Raw genomic sequence first — 19,748 nt, 5'->3', positions numbered from 1 at the left:
TCCACCTGGTTACGGTATTGGTTCAGACGACCGCAAAGCGCTTGCCGGGAAGCTGGATGATGATCCCTTTCATTTCCAAGCGAAGTAAGGTAGCGGAAACCTCGCCGGCTGTCAACGCGCTCTGTACGATGATTTCGTCGATCTGCAGCACGCCCTGGCAAAGCAGCGCGTAGAGCTCGGCCTCCTGCGGGGTGAGCGGAAAGGAGGGGGGCTTGGGGAGGGGGTGCGTCGACTGCGGCTCGATGCCCAGCTCCTCGAGGATGTCCTCCACCCGCTCCACCAGTTTGGCCCCCTGCTTGATCAGGCCGTTGACGCCGCGGCTGCCGGACGTGGTGACGTTGCCCGGGACGGCGAAAACCTCCCGCCCCTGCTCCAGCGCGTACTGGGCCGTGATCAGAGAACCGCTCCCCTCCCCGGCCTCGACCACCAGGACGCCCCGGGACAGGGCGCTGATAATCCGGTTGCGCCTGGGAAAATTCTCGGGCAAGGGGGACGTCCCCATCGGGAACTCGCTGATCACCGCCCCCCTCTCGCACAGGGCACCGTACAGGGTGTCGTTTTCCGGGGGGTAGATCACGTCGACGCCGCAGCCGAGGACGGCGATGCTGCGTCCTCCCGCCTTGAGGCAGCCCCAGTGGCTGGCCGTGTCGATACCGCGCGCCATGCCCGAAACCACCGTGACTCCCTGCTCGGCCAATTCCTTGGCCAGGCGGGTCGCGGTGCACTGCCCGTACTGGGAGGCATGCCGGGAGCCGACCATGGCGACCGAGGTCTCGTCTCCCTCCAGCGCCCCCGACAGGTAGAAGAAGGGGGGCGGGTCGGCTATCTGCATCAACAGGCGCGGGTAGCGCTCGGATAGGATATCCACCACCTGCACGCCCCGGGCCTGCACCTGCCGGCATTCGGCGTCGGCGGCGGCGCGGTAGTCGTGTTCCGCGAGGCAACGCACGGCAGCGGCGCTCACCCCCTTGATCGAGCAAAGCTCCTCAGGCGAGGCATCCAGGGCCTTTTGCGGGGAACCAAAGTGCGCCAAAAGCCGCAGGAAGGTGACGTTACCCACCTGCGGCACCGACTTCAGCGCAAACCAGTAGTAGTGATCCATGGGGTTACCCCCTTTGGCGTCACCTGCTCTTTTTCATCTCGACGCGGTCGCCGCGGTAGACGGTGTCCACGCTCTTCACGATGACGGCGGTAGAGCTGTTCATGCCGGTAGAGACCACCACCAGCGCACCGAGCACCTCGACCGGGAGCTTCTCGATCTTCGCGTTGGCGTAACGCTGGTCGACCACCACGTCGCGCACGATGTAGAGCATATTGCCCGGCTGCACCCCCTGGGCCTTGCCCAGATCGAGGAAGACCACGTCGTTAACCGCCAGGACCTTATTGCCGGTCTGGGTCTGCACGATGTAGCCGGTGAGATCGCGGTCCGCCGACTTGAGGGGGATGGTCAGCTTGCGCTCCTGGTAGGGGAGCAGGAAGGAACCGGCGCTGATTTCCTGGAACGACTTGGTGACGATGGCCTTGGAGGCGTTCTCCTCGAGCTCGGAGAGCTGCAATTCGCCCAGCGGCATCACCTGCTGCCCGAGGATCACGTTGGTCACCGGGTGACTCACCGGACCGATCTTCTTGAATATCTGGTAGCGGTCGCCTGCGTTGCTACCCTGGACGCGCCCGATGTCGGTGTAGACGATGTCGTCGGTGCCGGCCATCTCGCGGTTCTGGTGCAGGGAGATCACCGTCCCGGAGGGCTTCAGGCCGTTTTCGATCAGGAACCCTTCACTGCCGTTCACGACGAACGTCACCGGCTGCTGCTCGTCGCGCAGCTCCTGCGGGACGGGCGCCTGCGGCACCGGGGCGGAACCCGCCGGCTCGATCTCGATGCGGTCCGAGTAGATACGCACCTTCTGGCCCGGGTAGATGAAATGGGGATTGCCGACGGCCTGGTTGTTGGCCCACACGTTGGGCCAGTAGTAGGGGTCCTTCAGGAAGCGTTGCGACAGCCCCCACAGGGTGTCGCCGGGGACGATGGTGTAGATGGTCGGTTGTTCCTGTGCTGCCGCAAACGGCGCGGCGGTGGACAGGCCCAGAAAGAGCAGTGCCAGACAGAGGTGTTTTTTCATAGGCTCCTTTAGGGGCACGCTCGCCCCACCCTCCTCCTCGCCCTTACCCCGCGGCGAGGCATGCAAAGTGATACATCGCTCATGACATCGGTAACCAGATCAACGGCCAACTGCTTCATTAGTTTTCGGAACCGGTCCAGGGATAAAAGCTGGAAAAGGGTGCCGCATAAGCCACTGAAACCGCGAGCTTAGACGACAGATCTTTTCGGCCGGCGAACGTTGGTACCGAAAAAAATTTAACATAATTAAAGCCTTTTGCCTATCAATGTCAAGGGGAAAGCGCCTTTGGGGGGTTCCCTTGGCGGCCCGGTATGTGCTAGGTTGTCCGGTGCCGGGTCCGCCGCTTGGGCGACAAGCAGCCGCCCGGCCACAGATGACCCACAAGGAGCATCGCTTGACTGGTAGCGGGAAGGAGCTAGAGAAGTTGCCGATGGCTGAGACACAGGAAGAGCGGCGGGTACGGCCGCGGGTGAAACCGGAGCTGCTGGCCCCCGCCGGCAACATGGAGAAACTTAAGGTGGCGATCCGCTACGGCGCGGACGCGGTCTACCTCGGCGGCAAGGCCTTCGGGCTGCGCAATCTGGCCGGCAACTTCACGAGACTCGAGCTCGAAGAGGCGGTGTCCTACGCGCACGGGCACGGGGTGAAGGTCTATCTCACCGTGAACGCCTTCGCCGACAACGAGGACCTGCCGGCCCTGGAGCGCTACCTGTCCGAGGTGGCCGACATCCCCTTCGACGCCTTCATCGCCGCCGACCCCGGCGTGGTCGCCCTCATCGCCGAGCGCTGCCCGGGGCGCGACATCCACCTCTCCACCCAGGCCAACACGACCAACTGGCGCGCCGCCCGTTTCTGGCAGGCCCAGGGGGTGAAACGGGTGAACCTGGCCCGCGAGATGTCGCTGGAGGGGATCAGGGAAACGGCGCAGCGCTGCGACATGGAGCTCGAGGTCTTCATCCACGGCGCCATGTGCATCTCCTACTCCGGGCGCTGCCTGCTCTCCTCCGCCATGACCGGGCGGGACGCCAACAAGGGGGAGTGCACCCAGCCTTGCCGCTGGAACTATTCCATCGTGGAGGAGACCCGCCCCGGCGAGTACTTCCCGATCCACGAGGATGAAAGCGGCACCTTCATCTTCAACTCCAAGGACCTCTGCCTCATCGAGCAGCTCCCGGCTTTGGTCGAGTGCGGCGTCGACTCCCTGAAGATCGAGGGGCGCATGAAGGGGATCTACTACGCGGCGAGCGTGATCAGGATCTACCGGGAGGCGCTGGACCGCTACTGGGAGGACCCGCAGGGGTACCGGCTCAAGCCGGAATGGCTCGAGGAACTGGCCAAGGTCAGTCACCGCGGCTACACCACCGGTTTCCTTCTGGGCAAGCCGCGCGACGTCGACCACGAGTACCTCTCCACCTACGTGCGCAACTTCGAGTTCGTGGCGCTGGTCGAAAGGCAGGTGCCGGCAGGGGCCCAGGTCATGGTGCGCAACCGGCTCCAGGCCGGGGACGTGCTCGAGCTGATCGGCCAGGGGGCCCACTTCACCCGTTTCACGCTGGACGCGATGACCGACCTCGACGGGGTACCCCTCACCGTGGCGCACCCCAACCAGCAGGTGATCCTGACCGGGGTGGAGGGAGCCGGCGAGTTCGACCTGATCAGGCGGGAGAAGGAGGCGTAGTCCCGGCCGCCACCACCCTGTTCTTGCCGCTGTTCTTGGCCCGGTACAAAAGCTGATCCGCGCACTCGAGCAGCGCCTGCGCCTCGCAGCCGTCCTCCGGGAACGACGCGACCCCGACGCTCACCGTGACCCGCCCCAGGGGCTGGGTCTCCCGCCCCGCGAAGGGGTGATCCGCCACCCGCGCCCGCATCTCCTCGGCCGCCTTCACCGCCCCTTCCCTGGCCGTCTCCGGCAACAGCAGCACGAATTCCTCCCCGCCGTAGCGCGCCGCCACGTCGCAGGCCCTGGAGTGGGACATGACGATCTGGGCCAGCCCCTTCAGGAGCCGGTCCCCCTCGGGGTGCCCGTGGGTGTCGTTGTAATGCTTGAAGTTGTCCACGTCGAAGAAGATGAGGCTGCAGCGCTTGTCGAAGCGCTTGGAGCGGGCCACCTCCTGCGCCAGGGCCTCCTGGAAGTAGCGGTGGTTGTACAGCGAGGTGAGGCCGTCCCGTACCGCGGCCTCCTTGAGTGCCAGGTTCGCCTCCTTAAGCTCGAGGTTGGCACGGGTCAACTGTTCCAGGAGCTCCCGGTTCTGCTCCACCAGGCGCGCCTTCTCCGCCGCCCGCGCCGCCACCGCCGAGATCAGGTCCAGGCTTTCGAACGGCTTCACCAGGTAGTCGTAGGCGCCGGCCCGCAGCGCCGTCAGCGCGCTGTCGAGCGAGGCGTGGCTGGTCATGATCACCACCTGGGTCTCCGGGTTGTGGCTCTTGATCTCGCTCAAAAGCTCGATGCCGCTCATGCCGCTCATCCTGATGTCCGTTATCACCAGTTGGTGGCGGCCGGCACGGAACGCCTCCAGCGCCTCCTCCCCGCTGGCCGCCTCGGAGACGGTGAACCCGTCCGCGGAAAGAACCTGCGACACCACGCTTCTCAAGGTTTCCTCGTCGTCGACGACTAAAAGTTCCATGTCCCCCCTCCTCTATCCCGCGTTGGCGGCGGCGGGAGGCGGCAGCGTGATGATGAAGGTGGTCCCCACCCCCTCCTCGCTCTCCAGCCGGATGTCGCCGCCATGATCCTTCACGATGCCGTAGCTTACCGAGAGTCCCAGCCCCGTACCCTGCCCCGCCGGCTTGGTGGTGAAGAAGGGATCGAAGATCTTTCCCTGGATCTCCTTGGGGATGCCGGGACCGTTGTCGGATATCCTCACCTCGAGCGCCCCCTCGTCGAGCCGGCGCGCCGAGAGCCGCACCAGGCCGGCCGTCCCCCCCATGGCCTGCTGCGCGTTCAGCATCAGATTCATCAGCACCTGCTGCAGTTGGTTCGCGTTGCCTCGGCAGGCCGGCAGCCCCGGTTCCACCTCCTTTTCAACCTTGACGCTGTTGATCCCCAACTGGTGGTCCACGATGGCGAGCGCGTCGGCGACCACCTGGGCCAGGTCCACCTCGCCGAACTCCACCTGCTCCTGACGGGCGAACTTCAAGAGGTGCTCGATGATGGTCTTGCAGCGCTTGGTCTCCTTCTCGATGATGTGCAGGTTCTTCTCCAGCGGGTGGCCTGTCTCCACGCCGCGCAGCGAGAGCTGGGTGATGCCGAGGATCCCGGCGAGCGGGTTCTTCACCTCGTGGGCGATGCCGGCGCCCAGGGCGCCGAAGGCCGCCATCTTCTCGGACTGCACCAGCTGTCCGTAAAGGTCCTTGAGGGCCTGCTCGCGCTGTTTGAGCTCCTGGGCCATGCGGTTGAAGGAGCCGGCCAGGGCGCCGATCTCGTCGCCTGAGACGGCGGGAACCTCGATCTCGAAGCGCCCCTGCCCGACCATCCGGGTGGCCTCGGAAAGCTTCTCGATGGGACGGGTGAGCCGGCGCGACCAGAACTGGCTCAGCAGCGCAGCGCCACCCAGCAGGACCAGGGAGAGCACCAGGAGGTCGACCAGGAGTCCCCTCGAGGTGAGAAAGGCGGCGCTTTTGGGGATCTGCACCCCGACGGTGATCCCGGAAAGCTCGGTGCGGGAGAAACCTCCCACCATGGTGCGGTCGCCGTTTTGGTACTCGAGGGTGAGGCCGTTCAGCCTCGGGGTGTTGCGCACCTTGTCCCACCACCCCGCCCGGGGGGGCTGGCCGATCCTGCGGGGGTCCGCGTGGGCCAGGTACCGTCCCGAGGCGTCGACGAGGAAGGTGTCAAAGACGCGGGAGCGGCCGGCGACCCGCTGCAGCCGATCCAGGAGGATCACCCCGGAGGCGACCACCGGCTCCTCACCCGGTCCGGCCGGCTCGGCTATGGTGAGGGTCAGGGTGGGGAGTCCGGGGGCGACCGTGGAGAGCTCAAGGCGCGGCCCCGCCTGGGGCGACGGGGCGGGGAGCGGGTGCGCCTCCCGGTAGGCGAGCAGTTGCTCGACGGTCACGGCGGCGCGCGCCAGCGCCTCGCGGTCGTAGACGTCCTGCTCGCCGTCGGGGCCGCTGCGGCTCACCATGACGAACTCGCCGAATTCCTCGAAAAGCCCCTGCAACGCCTGCTCGCGCCCTCCCATTTCCTGGTCCCCCATGAGCCGGGAGAACAGCCTCAGCTTCTCGCCGTAACCCGCCACCAGGGTGTTCGCCTCCTCCGCGGTATGCAGCACCATGGTCGAGGTGAGGTCGTGGATGTAGGCCGTCTTGTCCGCCTGGAACAGGTTCGCCATGGTGAAGGTGATCAGGCTCAGGACCACCGAGACCACCAGGAGCTGGGAGAGCAGCATCTTGAACCTGAGCGGGAATTTCAATCTGCTTGGCATGAAGGCCTCCCCTATTCTTTGCCGTACACGATCCGTGAGGCGTAGCTCGCGTTGCCGGCTTGGTCGACCGCCTCGACCCTGATCAGGTTGACACCGGATCTCACTTCGAGCTCGTGACTGAAACTGCCGTCATCGGCCGTGGTCGCCGCCGTCCCGTTGACGTAGACCGCGGAGCCGGGCTGGCACCTGCCGGCGAGACGGAACCCTCCCACAGCGACGGAGGCCGGCGGGAAATCGACTACGAGCTGCGGCTGCTGCACCAGCTGCAGCAGACGGCAGCGCCCGGTCCGGCTGTAGGGGCCTTCCCTTCCCTCCACCACGCGGCTCACCCGCCAGTAGTAGCTTCCCGCCTCCAGGGTCCCCGCGCTCAGTTCGGTCCCCTGCACCCTGCTGTCCATAAGCACACTCTTAAAGCGCGGCTCCGCGGAGAGCTGGAAGTGGTACTCCCCGTCAGCGCCGGTCCAGTTGAAGCGGACCTTGGGGGGAAGCTGTCGGAAACGGTAGAGCAGGTCGCCGTTTCTGAGCCTCGGCGCGGCAGGGAGGGGAAGCGCCGGGCCGATCGGCGCCCCGCGTCTGAGGGTCACCCCGAAATGAGCCGGGACCCGGATCACCCTGTCCTCATCCCGCACCTGTACCTCCCCGGCGTGAACGGTGAGACTGGAGGCGTTGTCCCCGAGCGGGATGAAGCTGAAGCGGGCCACGCCGGGGACCACCCGGGCCAGATGCCCGGCGGTGGCAACCTCCAGTCGCACCCTCTTCTCGGCCGAGAAACTCCCCCGCAGCTCACCCTCCACGTGCACCCGGTACGACCGCGGTCCCCCTTCCAGGGTTTCGTTCAGGCGGCTCACCACCACCATCGAATTGCTCCCCATGGCGAGACGGTCCCCGGGCGCGAAGGAAATGGTCGCCCCCGAGCGGTCGAAGGTCTGCACCGCGTCGCGGTTGTACAGGAGCATCCCTTCGCTGGCATCGCCCCAGGCGACGGAATCGCCGCGCCGGTAGCGGACGTCGCGCAGCAGTGACTGCAGGGCCGCCTCGGGACGCTTGTCGGCGCCGCGCGACAGCGGCGAGTCCGCACCGGTGTCGGAGACCAGCTCCTTGATCGGCGTCCCGGAGGGAAAGACCGCGAACAGGAACAGGATGAAAAGCCAGAAGAGCACCAGGACCAGCATGAGGGCGAGGCAGGTCTCGGCAGCCACCCCGGCGAGCCTTTTGACGCGTCTTTTGATACCTGCGCCGGCGGTCACGGCTGCACCTGCGCGGGCGCGACCAGATGTTTCTCGGAGCGAAGCCGCAGGTTGAGGAGCTTGGAGCAGCCGACGCCGTTTCTGACCACCATGCCGAGCACCCGGTCGCCGCTTCCCAGCGGAAACTCCACCGCAAAGGTCCCCAGCGGGGTCAGCGGGAGCTCGCGGCCGTCGAGCTCCAGCCGCTCTCCCGCCCCGGCGGAGCCCGACACCCGGCAGAGGATGGCGCCATCCGCCGAGACGCTGACACCGGAAGCGGCGGCACCGTACCGGACCAGGACGGCGCCGGATGGTTGCGCCACGGTCACTTCCGGCAGCGGCAGTTCGGTGGCGAGGTACCTGCCACGCGCATCTCCCATCTCCACCTTGAGACGGCCGGTCTCGCCGGGAAGAGAGGTCTCGAAACGCCCCAGGGCGTCGACCGGGACGTCCTGCCCGTTGATGATCACGAAGGGACGGGTGCGGTAGCGGTCGTCGGGGCCGGTGGGGCTTAGCTGCTGAAAGTCCCCCTTCAGCTCCACCCGGCGGTTCAAGCGCCGGCCGGGGGTGGTGACGTTGTCGGCGACCGGCCTGGACTTGCCGTACCAGCGCCGCAGCAGACGGGCCGGGTCGATCCCTTCCGCCTGCACCAGGTACTGCGCGGCTGCATCGCAGCGTCTTCGGGAGAGGGCCATGTTGTACTCCACGCTGCCGATGCCGTCGGTATGCCCCTCGACGATGACCTTCTCGTCGGGATGCTCCCGGAGCACCCGGGCCGCCCCGCTCAGAAGGCGTTTGGCCTGCGTGGTCAGAGCGGACTTGTCGAACACGAAGGCGCCGCCGGCCAGGGTGAGCAGAACGGCCTCGCGACGGTCGACGCCGAAGAGCTCGCGCCCGGTCCGGAACACGGACCCGTCCAGGTAGGTCACCTGGAGCTGGCACTGGTAGATTTCCCCCTGCTCCACCCTGCTCCGGTCGGTGTTACCCGCCCAGTCGATCCGCTTGGGGGGGGCGCCCCTGCCGCCGGTCTTTCTGATCACCTCTCCGGCGCGGTCCATGAAGACGAGACTCCAGGAACGGATCTGGTCCGGCTCGTCCACGCTGGCAAGAAGCCGCAGCGGCCTGGCGAACCGTCCCCCCTTCAGCTCCAGCGAGGCGAGCCGTTCCCGGGACAGGGTGACCGCGGTGGAGGGCAGCCGGGCGGCCTCCCCGTTGACGAGCAGGGTGAAGAGCTCTGCGCTTCCCGAGAGGAGCAACGGCTCGTCCAGGCGCTCCAGGGTGACCAGCACGGCCGCAACCGGCTCCGGTTCCCGCTCCGGCACCGGTTCGGGCGGGGCCGCAGCGACCGGCGCCGGGGGAGGCGGCGTCACCTTGGCATCGTCGGACTCGAACATCTCCTCGTCGAACTTGACCTTGATGCCCACGAAGGGTCCCTGCCCCTGGTAGTTCTCCCCGGTCAGGTCGCGGTCGTCCAGCCGCGCGTAGTTGTACCCCGCCGAGAGCACGACGTTTCGGTAGATGCGATAGCCGGCGCTCCCCACCGCGCCCAGGGAGTGCATCCCAGCGTCGTACTGGTTCAACAGCTTTAGGTAAGCCGACAGCTCCCAACGCTCGGTGAGGTCGTAGGAGAGGCCGGCGAGCACGAGGTCCGTGTAGGTGTTCCAGCGCCCCCCCGCCCCTGCGGACCAGCTCAGCTTCCCGGCGTACTTCCCTTGCGCCGTCCACCGGCTCACCAGTCGGTAGGTGGGTTCGGTCGAGACGATCAGGCTGCGCAGGTCGGGGCTACCGGCCAGGGTCGCGCGCTTTTCCACCTTGTAGCGCAGCAGGGAAAGGAGCTGGAGCGGGTTCCCCGCCAAGGGGCGGAAGGCGCCGCCCAGGTAGCTGTCCGCGGTGATGTCATGACCGGCATCGGCGTCGCGGTCCCAGAGGGAGGCCTTCGCCAACAGCGTAAAAGAGGGGTTCAACCGGTAGGCCGTGTGGGCATCGTAGAGCGAGGCGGTTTCGCCGGGACCGGTCCTGATCTCGTAGCGGCCGGTGAGCTTCAGGTCGCGGGGGCGCAGGTACTCCCCCGCCAGGGTGAAGGCGGTACGGGTGCCGTTATCCCCCTGCACCGTCTGCACCCGTTCGAAACCGGAGCTCACAAGGAGCCCCTGCGCCACTCGGTAGCGGCTGTTCAGCCCCAGGACCGCCTGGCCGCGCTCGCCGGAGAGCGAGTTTTCCAGCTGGTAGCCGGTACGCGAGGTCAGGCTGAAACCCTCCTGATCCACGACCTTGCTGTGCAGGTCGATGTTGCTTTGCTCGGTGTTCCCCATGACACCGCTGGACAGCGAATAACCGCTGGTTATACGCATCCGGTCGCTCAGCTTGCTTTCCATCCCGAAGAGGGTCGCGTGCCGGATGAGCGGCGAGCCCTCCTGGTACTCCTCCGTGATGAAGGCCTTGGTCCGGTCGTTCAGACGGTAGTCGAGTTTGAGAAAGGTCTTGGACTGGTACTCCGCGATGGTCGAGGAGGAGAGCAACTGTTCGCGCTGCAGCGTGGCGTCGAGCTTCGCCGTCACGCTCCCCTTGATGCCGCCGTAGACGAGATCGGCGGCGCCCTCTTTCCCCTCCTTCTCCTCGCGTACCAGCTTGACGCCGGCGTCCGCCTGCAGCAGGGAGTACTTCCTGGCCACCCCGAGCTGGTTTCCGAACAGCCTGCGGTCCGCGATCAGGTTGCGTTGCACGAAGCTCTCGGCGAAAACGAGCATCTCCGCGGGGGCCCGGTAGTCCAGACGGCCGCCGAACTTCTCGGTGCCGATCTCGTTGCCGCTCATGGAGGGATTGAAGAAGTCGCTCTCCACCTTGCGGTAGTACAGTGCGAGCGTGAGGGGGTCGACCGGGCGCAGGACCAGGTCGGTCTTCCAGGCGCTCCCCCTCCCTTTTTCCAGGCTCTCGCTCACCGCGCCCTCCCCCTTCAGGTCGAGCCATCTCCCGGGGCGCCATCCGGCGTCGAGGCCGTAGAGGGTGGTGTTCTTGAAGGGGTGCTCCTCGATGACGGCGGTCCCGCCGAGGTAGGAGCCCGCGTCGCTGCGGATCAGGGCGCGCCCGCCGTAAACGTAGCGCTTGTCGCCCCCCCCATCGGCCTGGTAGGTCACCACGATGGTGACCGGGTTCAGGAACTGGTCCAGCGAAGGGACCGGCTCCTTGAACAGGATGGTCCCGGAGAGGTAGTCGATGGAGTAGTCCGCGTAGCGAACCTTCTCCGTGATGGAGATGACGCGCTCGGAATGGTAGCGGTCGCGCACCTCGATGCGGACCCGCTCGCTGTTCTCGAATACCGGCCGACGGGAGAGCAGGTAATGCCCGGAGGTGCCGTTGCCTGGGATCTGGTCGCGAACGACGGTCTCCTCGGTGCGGCTTTCAAACCCTTTGACGGTGACGTTGTCCCGGTTCACCGCGAAGGTGGCCCCGTTGAGGGCGCGGTCGTAGCGGGAGAATTCGTTCTCGGAGAGGTCGGTGCGGTAGTCCCCTTCCATGAGGTAGGAGCGGCCGGATTGGACCTTGAGGAAAAGCTTTCCCCTGGACTGCGCGTCGTAGCCGATGTCGCTGGCGTCGCCGTAGACCGGGTAGTATTTCTCGGGGTCGATGGCCTGGAACACCCCGTCGCGGCGCTCCTTGCCGGAGTCGTAGGCGGCGGTGAGGCGGTAGTCCCCCAGCAGGGTGCCGCGGGTGTAGAAGGCGAGGCGCTGGTCATGGAAGACGCCTGCGTCGCCCCCGCCGGCCTTGGCCCCCACGGTAGCGCTCCCCAGTCCGACCAGGAGCCAGTCGGCAGGGATCGCGGGGGGCGCGGCCGTCAGGGGAGCCGCGGCAGGCGGCGGGGTCGTCGGGGCGGCCGCGGCAGGAGGAGCAGTCCCTGCGGCGGCAGGAGGAGCAGTCCCTGCGGCGGCAGGAGGAGCGGTCCCTGCGGGAGCCGCGGCCGGGGGCAAGGTCGTCGCCGCTTTCGGCACCAAGGCGAAGTCGCCGCGCGCAGGCCCGCCGAAGGGAACCATGACGAACTGAGACCACCCCACCCCGGCGAACGCGGTGTTGTACGGCAGCGAGCGCAGCGCCGGGTCCAGGGTGCTGCGGTCTATCTTCAGCACGTGGTTACCGGAGGCGACTCCCGTGAAACTGTACTTCCCCTCGCCGTCGCTCAAAACGAAGGAGCCGTCCTCGAGGTAGATCCTGACGCCGGGCTCCCCCGGTTCCCCGGGGTCGGGGATGCCGTTGCCGTTGCGGTCCCGAAAGATCCTGCCCATGATCACCGCCTTGTCCCCGAGAATGGAGGGACGCACCTTGACGGCCGCACTGGCCGGAGGAGAGATGCTGGCGCTCCCGGTCCGGGTGACCCCGGAGGCCTGGGCCCAGTTGACGCTGGTCCCCACCGGAACTTCGGCCGAGAGGACCAGCCGGTAGGAAAGCACCTTCACCGCACCGGGTGCCATGGTTCCCAGGTCCCACCTGAGCTGCCGCGACGATCCCGCAGGGTCCGCGACCGCGAAGCCGTCCAGGTGGCTCGATCCCCTCAGGTACCGGAATCCCCTGGGGATGCGGTCCTCCACCGTGACATGCTCCAAAAGGGCGGCGCCTACGTTCTCCACCCGCACGCTGTAGGGAACGATGTCCCCCGCCTCGGCAGCCGCGCTGCCGGCCTGTTTGACGACCACCAGGGCGCGCGCCAGCACGGTGTTGAAGGTGCTGTTACTGAGGGCCGGCGTGGCGCTCAAACTGCTGGTGACGCCGGCGGTGTTGACGATGGGGGCGTTGCCGGGGGCATCCTGGCGCACGGCGGCACGGAAGGTCACCTCCGCTCCGGTTCCGGCGGGAAGCGACGGGATTTCGAAGCGCAGCGACCTGCTGCCGGCGTCGTAGCTTGCCGTACCGGGGATCCCGTCGGGGAGGGTTGCGCTTCCCGGCTGGAACTCGAGAAGCTCGTCGAGTGGGTCCACCACCACGACTCCGGCCACCGGCGACGCCTCGCCGTTACTGATGACGAGACGGTAGGAAAGGACCGTTCCCGGGAGCACCGCCCCCGCCGGGGTGACCGTCTTCAGCACGGCGACGCTTCCCGGCACGGGAACCTGCAACAGGTCGGCGACGCTGCTGCTGCGCGCCGGAGCCAGCAGCGAGGTCGCCGACAGGAGGATGGTCGTCACCCTCCCCTCGCTTCCCGCGGCGGCAGTGGCGCGCAGCACGAGGTTAACCGACGCGCCGGCCGGGACCGGCCCCACGACCTGGACCCCCTCCGGGTTCACCGGTACCGGCGTGACGCCGTCGGCCTGGTAGAAACGCAAGGCGGGCGCGGGACCCGTTTCCGTCACCCCCGCCTGCGGCGCCGCCTTCAGCTGGAAGCTGTCCGGGGAATTCCCCCTGTTGGTGAGGACATGCTGGAAGTCGACCGGGACCCCGGCCCTGGCGGTCGCGGTCCGGGGGGGAACCAGTTCCGGGTCCGCCAGGTCCCGCACCGTGATCTGGGTCTGGTTGGAGCGCGCCTGGCGCAGGAGGGGCGTCGCGAACCGCGCCGTGAAATCGTGGCTGATCACCGTCCCGGACGGGGTGAGGCAGAGCGCACCACCGGGGAGAGCGAGCACCAGCGCCACCCCGAGAAGGTACACCCGCAGCACTCTCCCTCCCATCTTGCGCCAGCCCGGGACCGTCATCAGTTTCCCCGATCAATGCATTATTGGATTTGGGCCTTGAAGAACAGGTAGATGGTCCTGCCGGGGGGCAGGGTTCCGCCGGCGGCGGAGGTGGCCCCCGCTCCGAGCTGCGCGGTCAGGGTCCCCTGCTCGATCCTCGCCAGGCCGCATTCCGTCGCGGCACAGGGAGCCCCTTCGCCGGTAGAGGCAAGCGATATCAATAGCGAGTCGGCGGCAACAGTCAGCCCGGCGGGGATGGGGCTGTCGATGGTAACGGAGGTGGCGGGCGCGGAACCGCCGTTGGTGACCGCCATCCGGTACTGGAGCACATCCCCCGGCACCGCATCGGCACTGGGTGCGAAGATCCCGCCCCTGGTCAGGTTGCGCACCCCCTCGCTCAGGACCACCACGGGGGCGACGGCCGTGGTGTCGACCCGGTCGGTCCCGCTCGCCCCGTCCCCCGAAACGGCAAGGAGCGATTCAGCGCGCGCCCCGTCAGCGGCGGATTCGGGTACCGTGACCGCGAGGAAGAAGCGGTAGGGCGCTCCCGGCGCGAGGTTGCCGGTACCCAGGCAGGCGCGGATCTCACCCGCCTGGCGGATTCCGTCGCCGGCAACGCCACCGCCGGCGCCGTCATCGGCGAAGAGTTCTCCCCTCCAGCCGCCGGGGAGGGTGGCCGACAGGGCGAAGGCGTTGTCGGCGTTGCCCACGTTGGTCACCGTGTAGGGGTAGTTGACCACTACCCCTGGGGCGCCCGTGCCGTCCGGTGGAGCCGACACGATGACCGCGGCGGTGCCGAGGCAGGCGATCGTCTCCGTCTTCGCCTGGTCCACGGCCAGCGGTTCCCCGACCGAGACCGCTGTCACCGCCACGCGGTAGCTCGCTCCCGCGGTGAAGGCCGCAGGAGTCACCCGGACCAGCAGGAACAGCGACTCGCCCGGCGCCAGCAGAGCAGTGAGATAGCCTCCCCCGGACAGGGCTGCGCTCCGGTCGACACCGGCAGCGTCGAGATAGCTGACCGTAACGGCGGCGGAACTCCCCGGGGCGGTGAGCAGGAAGCGGTCGGGCTGGTCCCCCGCGTTCTTCACCAGGACCCGGAACTGGGCCGGAAGCCCCGGGTAGGCGGGCTGAGAGCGTGACTGCACCCTGGCCGTGCTCTCGTAGATCCCTTCCCCCAGGTAGGCGGCATCGGTTTCGCTGGCGAGCCGGACCATGAGGTCGGGCTGGCATGCCGCGAAGGCCCCGTTTCCCATGAAGAACGGGAAAAACAAAGCGCAGCATAGCTGCGCAAGCCGTCGGAACAGGGTGTTAGGGGATGCGGAATATTTATTAGAACCAGCTAATCCCATGTCTTAGAAAATATCAGAGGAAGGCGCATAGGCAACCGGGGGAAAGAAAATTTGTCTTTTGGCCATTCAAATGGTATGTACGAAATCCGGGCTGAAAGGCCCCGAGGGAGGGAAGATGGAAACCGCCAATCGTTACTACCAGCTGGCCAACCGCGACATCGTGTACATGAAGTACATCCTGGAGGCCCACGAGGGGCTGACCATGATGAGCACCATCGACGGCAAGCGTGGCATCGTCCGGGTCAACTACCCGGTATGTTTCGCGCAGGAGGTGGACTCCATGATGGCGGCGCTGGGGCGGGAGATACAGGTCACCGAGGTGACCGAGGCAGGTGAGCCGTGCTCGAAACAGTAGACGCGCGGGCGATCCTCAAGCGCGCCCTCGCCGCGGGTGGCGAGTTCGCCGACATCTACTACGAGGACGGGACCTACACCTCGGTCGTGTGCGAGGACGGCAAGGTGGAACGGGTGCTGTCGGCGGCGGACCGCGGCATCGGGATCCGCGTCATCTCCGGCTTCTCGACCGCCTACGCCTACACGAACCAGTTGAACCAGGAGTCCCTGCTGCAGTTGGCCGACACGGTGAGCCGCGGCGTGCGCGGCGGCATCCCCCACCCCGATTTCAACCTCTGCGTCCCCACGTCGGCGCAGGGGTACGCGGTAGCGATCCCGCCCGACCGGGTGGAACTGGCGCGCAAGGTCGCGCTGGTGGGGCGGGCCGACCGGGCCGCGCGCGGCTACGACGGGCGCGTCAGGCAGGTCATGGCGGTGTACCGCGATGCCCGGGTCAGGACCCAGAGCGTCAATTCGCTGGGGGAGTTCCACGAGGAGAGTTCCTGCTCCACCGTGTTCCTGGTCCAGGTGGTGACCCAGGACGGCAAGATCACCCAGACCGGGTACGAGCCGGTGGGCGCCGCCCGGGGGTTCGAGCTCTTCGACGAGTTCCCGCCTGAGGACCTGGCGCTCAAGGCCGCGGCGCGGGGGGTGATGATGCTCGGGGCACGGAAGTCCCCGGCGGGACAGCTCCCGGTGGTGCTCTCCAGCGAGGCGGGGGGAACCATGGTACACGAGGCGATCGGCCACGGCCTCGAGGCGGACCTGGTGCAGGCGGGAAGCTCGGTCTACCGGGGGAGAGTCGGCGAGCAGGTCGCATCCGAGCTGATCACGGTCATCGACGACGCCACCATCCCCTACGCCCGCGGCTCGTTCGGTTTCGACAGCGAGGGGACGCCTGCCGGCAGGACCGTGCTGGTGGAGAACGGCATCCTCAAGGGGTACCTGTACGACCGGCTCTCGGCGATGAAGGACGGCTGCGCCTCCACCGGCAACGGCCGGCGCGAGTCCTACCGCAACCGCCCCATCGTGCGCATGACCAACACGCTGATCGCGCCGGGCACAAGCGACCCGGGGGATATCGTCAAGAGCGTATCCGACGGCCTCTTCGTCAAGCGCATGGGGGGAGGACAGGTGAACACGGTGAACGGGGACTTCGTCTTCGAGGTTTCCGAGGGGTACCTGATCGAGAACGGCGTGGTGGGCGAACCGGTCCGGGGTGCGACCCTGGCGGGGAACGGCCCCGAGGTGCTGCGCCGGATCGCCATGGTGGGCAACGACCTCGGTTTCGGCATCGGCACCTGCGGCAAGGACGGCCAGGGGGTGCCGGTTTCCGACGCGCAGCCGACGCTCCTCATTCCCGCCATCACCGTCGGCGGCGCGGGCCAGTAGAAAAATAAACAAGGTATCACGTCCCCCCCTTTCGCAAAGGGGGGACAGGGGGGATTTGCCTCTCCGCAACCAAAAGCAAATCCCCCTAAATCCCCCTTCGCCAAAGGGGGACTTTTGCCGGCGGCACATAACCACTGATTCGAAGCACAAAGGGGACAGGCACCTGACGGAGCCAGTCCCCTTCCTCATCGGCTACTTTCCTTCCCGCTGTTCCAGTTCCTTTTGCAGCCTCTTCAGCACCGGCCAGATATCCTTGCCGGCCCAGATCTGCGGGTTGGAAGGGGTCTCACCCTTCTCCGTTTCCCATTTCCTGATGGTATCGCGGCTCGTTTCGAAGGCCTCGGTGAAGCTGAACGTGCTTTTGAGGGCATCGCCCACGAACGCCTCCCCGAACCAGGTGTAGTTCTCGCCGAAGCCGCAGCCGAAGGACTCGTGGGTCGCGTCGGCGGCGGTGATGAGCAGACTGCCGTCATCCTGCAGCGGCGGGATGAAGCCTCCCGAGAAGCAGGCCGATACCACCACCACCTTGTACCTGATCCCCGCCTTGCGCAGCATGCGCCGCAGCAGCTCGGGCGTCACCTGTTTCAGATCCAGCGGAGGGTTGCTCACGTCCAGTTCCTGGTCGCGGGAGCCGTGCGAACTGAGGTAGAGAAAGAGCACGTCCTCGTCGCGGTTCATCACCTCCCCCACCCGCACCAGGGCGCGCTCCAGGTTGCCGATGGTGGCGAAGGGAAGCGCGGTGGCGCTTTGCGGGTTGTTGACCAGCAGCACCGAACGCCCGGCGGTACCGAACCGGGTGTCGAAGAGCTGCCGGGTCGCGCTCAGCTCCTTCAAGAAGACGTCCTGCGAGGCGTCGCCGGCAAAGCCGACGAAGTAGAGATCGCTGCGGCCGTGCTGCCCCGGAAGCAGGGAACGGAGCTGCTCGTCCAGGAGCCGGTTCTGGGCGGCAAGTACCTCGTCGGTGAGGGAGAGCTCGCCGCTCTCGTTCCCCCCTTCCTTGCCGACCCAGAGGTCGCCGCGCTGGAAATAGTAGAGCGGCACCGCCAGGAGCACCAGGTACAGCGGCACCAGGCGGAGACGACGCAGCGACGCGCCGGTCTCCTCGAGGCGCAGCAGGAATACCAGGGAGGCCGCGAGCCACCAGCCGAAGAAGCGGTAGTAGTGCGGGGCGGCGAGGTAATCCGAGAGCGATTCGAAGGGGCGCCACTGGGCGATCCATTCCAGGATGCCGTGGCAGAGCTCTATCGGGATGCTGAAGGCGACGAGCGCGGTGGCGATGCCGGAAATGGCCAGGGGACGGCGCACCAGGGCCCGGGCCGCCACCCCGAAGAGCAGGAAAAGCGGCAGGTAGAAAAGGAAGTACGGCAGCGAGGAGAACGAGAAACTCCCGCTGCGTCCGACCAGCAGGAAGGAAACCAGCAGGTTGAAGACGAGGTCGGCGGCGACCATGAGCACCACGTCCGCCGGGGTCGATGAAAGGTTCTCGAAGCCCGAGCGCAGCAACAAGGCGCCGCGCAGGCCGCCGTACAGGTCGGACCAGAGTCGGGCAACGGTGTTTCGTACCGTTACCGGCTCGCGGGGAGTGCCGTCATCGGCAACGCCGTCCTTTTCTCGCGTAGCGGGGCCGGGCGCAGTTTCGGCAGGTGGTTCGGTGGGACGATCCGGTGTCATATCTGTGGGGTGATCCTCATTCATGGTGGTGCATCATACCACGATGCAGCTGCTTTGGAAGAGTCTTTAACACGACCTTCATTGATTTTATTAACTTTTTAGTTTTTCAATCGCCCGCAACCTGCTACCATTGCAACGCGCTTCCCGGCTCGGTGCTGCGCCGCCCGGGTGCCCACTCTCACCGATGCAACAAAGAAGAGGTTTCCTCATGCCTACCACGAAATGGAGCAAGTCGAGCTGGCGCTCTTTTCCCGCCCTGCAGCAGCCGGTGTGGCCTGCTGGTCCCGCCCTGGACGAATCGCTGAAAACGCTGTCGCAACTGCCGCCGCTGGTCTTCGCCGGCGAGTGCCAGACGCTGAAATCCCAACTGGCGGAGGCCGTCGAGGGGAAGGCCTTCGTGCTGCAATGCGGCGACTGCGCCGAGGACTTCTCGCGCTGCACCGGCCCCGACATCCGGGAACTTTTGAAGGTCATCCTGCAGATGTCGGTGGTGGTCGCCTACGCCGGCGAGAAGCGGGTGATCAAGATCGGACGGATGGCGGGCCAGTACGCGAAGCCGCGCTCCTCCGACACGGAGCTTGTGAACGGCGTCGAGCTCCCCAGCTACCGCGGCGACATGGTGAACAGCCCCGAGCCGACCCTGGAGGCGAGAACGCCGGACCCGCGCCGGATGCTCGAGGGGTACTACCGGGCGGCGGCCACGCTGAACCTGGTGCGCTCCTTCACCCTGGGCGGCTACGCCGCGCTGGACCGCGTGCAGGCCTGGCACCGCGCCTCGCTGGACGCCCTTCCCGCCGGGCAGAAGTACGAGGACCTGGTGCGCCAGATCTGGAAGACCATCAACTTCATGACCGCCATCGGCCTTGACCCGCAGCACACGCCCCAGTTGAACCAGGTGACCCTGTACACCTCGCACGAGGCGCTGCTGCTCGACTACGAGGAGACCCTGACCCGCATGGACTCCACCACCGGCGGATGGTACGACTGCAGTGGCCACATGCTCTGGATCGGGGATCGCACCCGGCAACTGGACGGCGCGCACATCGAGTTCCTGCGCGGCGTCAAGAACCCGCTCGGGATGAAGATCGGCCCCAAGTACGACATCGACAACATCAAGGCCATCGTGGAGCGGCTGAACCCGGAAAACGAGGCGGGTCGGCTCACCCTGATCACCCGCTTCGGCGCCGACAAGGTTTCCGACTTCCTGCCCACGCTGTTGCGCGAGATCAGCCGCGAAGGGTACCGCGTGGTCTGGACCTGCGATCCCATGCACGGCAACACCTACCAGAACGAATTCGGACAGAAATCCAGGAAGTTCGAAGACATCCTGCGCGAGATCAAGACCTTCTGGGAGATCCACAAGGCGGAGGGCACCGTCGCGGGAGGGGTGCACCTGGAGCTGACCGGGGACCACGTCACCGAGTGCACCGGGGGAAGCCGCCAGCTTCTGGACAAGCATCTGCACCTGAACTACCAGACCAACTGCGATCCGCGCCTGAACGCGGAGCAGAGCGTCGAGCTCGCCTTCGAGCTGGCCGAGATGCTGCACCCGTGCATTTAAACCAACGCCAGGGAG

Annotated in this window: 12 protein-coding genes; 4 read left to right on the top strand and 8 right to left on the bottom strand. The window is 66.7% G+C overall.

The genetic code is table 11. The annotated features are described in order from the left end of the window. Positions 1 to 22 precede the first annotated feature (22 nt). Together dprA and KP004_RS07215 are read right to left on the bottom strand one after the other, a co-directional pair. The gene (dprA, locus tag KP004_RS07220) at positions 23 to 1,102 is read right to left on the bottom strand and encodes a DNA-processing protein DprA (protein WP_216801661.1); all 1,080 of its coding nucleotides are present in this window, start codon (positions 1,100 to 1,102) and stop codon (positions 23 to 25) included. A gap of 19 nt (positions 1,103 to 1,121) precedes the next feature. After that, on the bottom strand, positions 1,122 to 2,120 hold the full coding sequence (locus tag KP004_RS07215) for a LysM peptidoglycan-binding domain-containing protein (protein ID WP_216801660.1): 999 nt from the start codon (positions 2,118 to 2,120) through the stop codon (positions 1,122 to 1,124). A gap of 430 nt (positions 2,121 to 2,550) precedes the next feature. On the opposite strand from KP004_RS07215, the gene KP004_RS07210 reads away from it, so the two are divergent. Continuing rightward, positions 2,551 to 3,798 carry a peptidase U32 family protein gene (locus KP004_RS07210; RefSeq protein WP_216801659.1) on the top strand — a complete coding sequence of 416 codons (1,248 nt, stop codon included), beginning with the start codon at positions 2,551 to 2,553 and terminating at the stop codon, positions 3,796 to 3,798. Here KP004_RS07210 and KP004_RS07205 read toward each other — a convergent pair. From KP004_RS07205 to KP004_RS07185, 5 genes are read right to left on the bottom strand one after another with little or no spacing between them, the layout of a single operon-like run. Further along, entirely contained in the window at positions 3,776 to 4,744 is a 969-nt protein-coding gene (locus KP004_RS07205; RefSeq protein WP_216801658.1) for a GGDEF domain-containing response regulator, read from the bottom strand. The two genes, KP004_RS07210 and KP004_RS07205, sit on opposite strands and share 23 nt — an antisense overlap. 12 nt (positions 4,745 to 4,756) lie before the next feature. After that, a complete protein-coding gene (locus KP004_RS07200) occupies positions 4,757 to 6,544 on the bottom strand; it encodes a sensor histidine kinase (protein ID WP_216801657.1) in 1,788 nt (595 codons plus the stop codon). A gap of 11 nt (positions 6,545 to 6,555) precedes the next feature. After that, the gene (locus tag KP004_RS07195; protein ID WP_239026977.1) at positions 6,556 to 7,791 is read right to left on the bottom strand and encodes a hypothetical protein; all 1,236 of its coding nucleotides are present in this window, start codon (positions 7,789 to 7,791) and stop codon (positions 6,556 to 6,558) included. Beyond that, positions 7,788 to 13,448, bottom strand: coding sequence for an OmpA family protein (locus tag KP004_RS07190; RefSeq protein WP_239026976.1), 5,661 nt, complete (start codon positions 13,446 to 13,448; stop codon positions 7,788 to 7,790). The genes KP004_RS07195 and KP004_RS07190 overlap by 4 nt, the downstream gene beginning before the upstream one ends. 20 nt (positions 13,449 to 13,468) lie before the next feature. Then, positions 13,469 to 14,680, bottom strand: a complete 1,212-nt coding sequence (locus KP004_RS07185) for a COG1470 family protein (RefSeq protein ID WP_239026975.1) — start codon at positions 14,678 to 14,680, stop codon at positions 13,469 to 13,471. A gap of 211 nt (positions 14,681 to 14,891) precedes the next feature. On the opposite strand from KP004_RS07185, the gene KP004_RS07180 reads away from it, so the two are divergent. Both KP004_RS07180 and KP004_RS07175 read left to right on the top strand, forming a co-directional pair. After that, positions 14,892 to 15,131, top strand: a complete 240-nt coding sequence (locus KP004_RS07180) for a DUF4911 domain-containing protein (RefSeq protein ID WP_216801655.1) — start codon at positions 14,892 to 14,894, stop codon at positions 15,129 to 15,131. Then, entirely contained in the window at positions 15,116 to 16,501 is a 1,386-nt protein-coding gene (locus KP004_RS07175) for a TldD/PmbA family protein (RefSeq protein WP_216801654.1), read from the top strand. The genes KP004_RS07180 and KP004_RS07175 overlap by 16 nt, the downstream gene beginning before the upstream one ends. A gap of 192 nt (positions 16,502 to 16,693) precedes the next feature. On the opposite strand, the gene KP004_RS07170 is transcribed toward KP004_RS07175, so the two are convergent. After that, positions 16,694 to 18,172: a C13 family peptidase gene (locus tag KP004_RS07170; protein ID WP_216801653.1), complete on the bottom strand. Its 1,479-nt coding sequence runs from the start codon at positions 18,170 to 18,172 to the stop codon at positions 16,694 to 16,696. Positions 18,173 to 18,380: 208 nt separating this feature from the next. Between KP004_RS07170 and KP004_RS07165 the strand changes: the two genes are divergently transcribed. Beyond that, positions 18,381 to 19,733, top strand: coding sequence for a class II 3-deoxy-7-phosphoheptulonate synthase (locus tag KP004_RS07165; protein ID WP_216801652.1), 1,353 nt, complete (start codon positions 18,381 to 18,383; stop codon positions 19,731 to 19,733). Positions 19,734 to 19,748 lie beyond the last annotated feature (15 nt).

It is taken from the genome of Geomonas oryzisoli (assembly GCF_018986915.1).
GTDB lineage: Bacteria > Desulfobacterota > Desulfuromonadia > Geobacterales > Geobacteraceae > Geomonas > Geomonas oryzisoli.
Note: the sequence above shows the minus strand (reverse complement) of the source record. Positions and strands in the feature narration are given on the sequence as shown.

Excerpts from the sequence above, each read along its gene's own strand:
- KP004_RS07170 (WP_216801653.1), bottom strand. The coding sequence starts at position 18,172 with ATGACACCGGATCGTCCCACCGAACCACCTGCCGAAACTGCGCCCGGC.
- KP004_RS07215 (WP_216801660.1), bottom strand. The coding sequence starts at position 2,120 with ATGAAAAAACACCTCTGTCTGGCACTGCTCTTTCTGGGCCTGTCCACC.
- KP004_RS07185 (WP_239026975.1), bottom strand. The coding sequence starts at position 14,680 with ATGGGAAACGGGGCCTTCGCGGCATGCCAGCCCGACCTCATGGTCCGG.
- dprA (WP_216801661.1), bottom strand. The coding sequence starts at position 1,102 with ATGGATCACTACTACTGGTTTGCGCTGAAGTCGGTGCCGCAGGTGGGT.
- KP004_RS07180 (WP_216801655.1), top strand. The coding sequence starts at position 14,892 with ATGGAAACCGCCAATCGTTACTACCAGCTGGCCAACCGCGACATCGTG.
- KP004_RS07165 (WP_216801652.1), top strand. The coding sequence starts at position 18,381 with ATGCCTACCACGAAATGGAGCAAGTCGAGCTGGCGCTCTTTTCCCGCC.
- KP004_RS07200 (WP_216801657.1), bottom strand. The coding sequence starts at position 6,544 with ATGCCAAGCAGATTGAAATTCCCGCTCAGGTTCAAGATGCTGCTCTCC.
- KP004_RS07210 (WP_216801659.1), top strand. The coding sequence starts at position 2,551 with ATGGCTGAGACACAGGAAGAGCGGCGGGTACGGCCGCGGGTGAAACCG.
- KP004_RS07190 (WP_239026976.1), bottom strand. The coding sequence starts at position 13,448 with ATGACGGTCCCGGGCTGGCGCAAGATGGGAGGGAGAGTGCTGCGGGTG.
- KP004_RS07205 (WP_216801658.1), bottom strand. The coding sequence starts at position 4,744 with ATGGAACTTTTAGTCGTCGACGACGAGGAAACCTTGAGAAGCGTGGTG.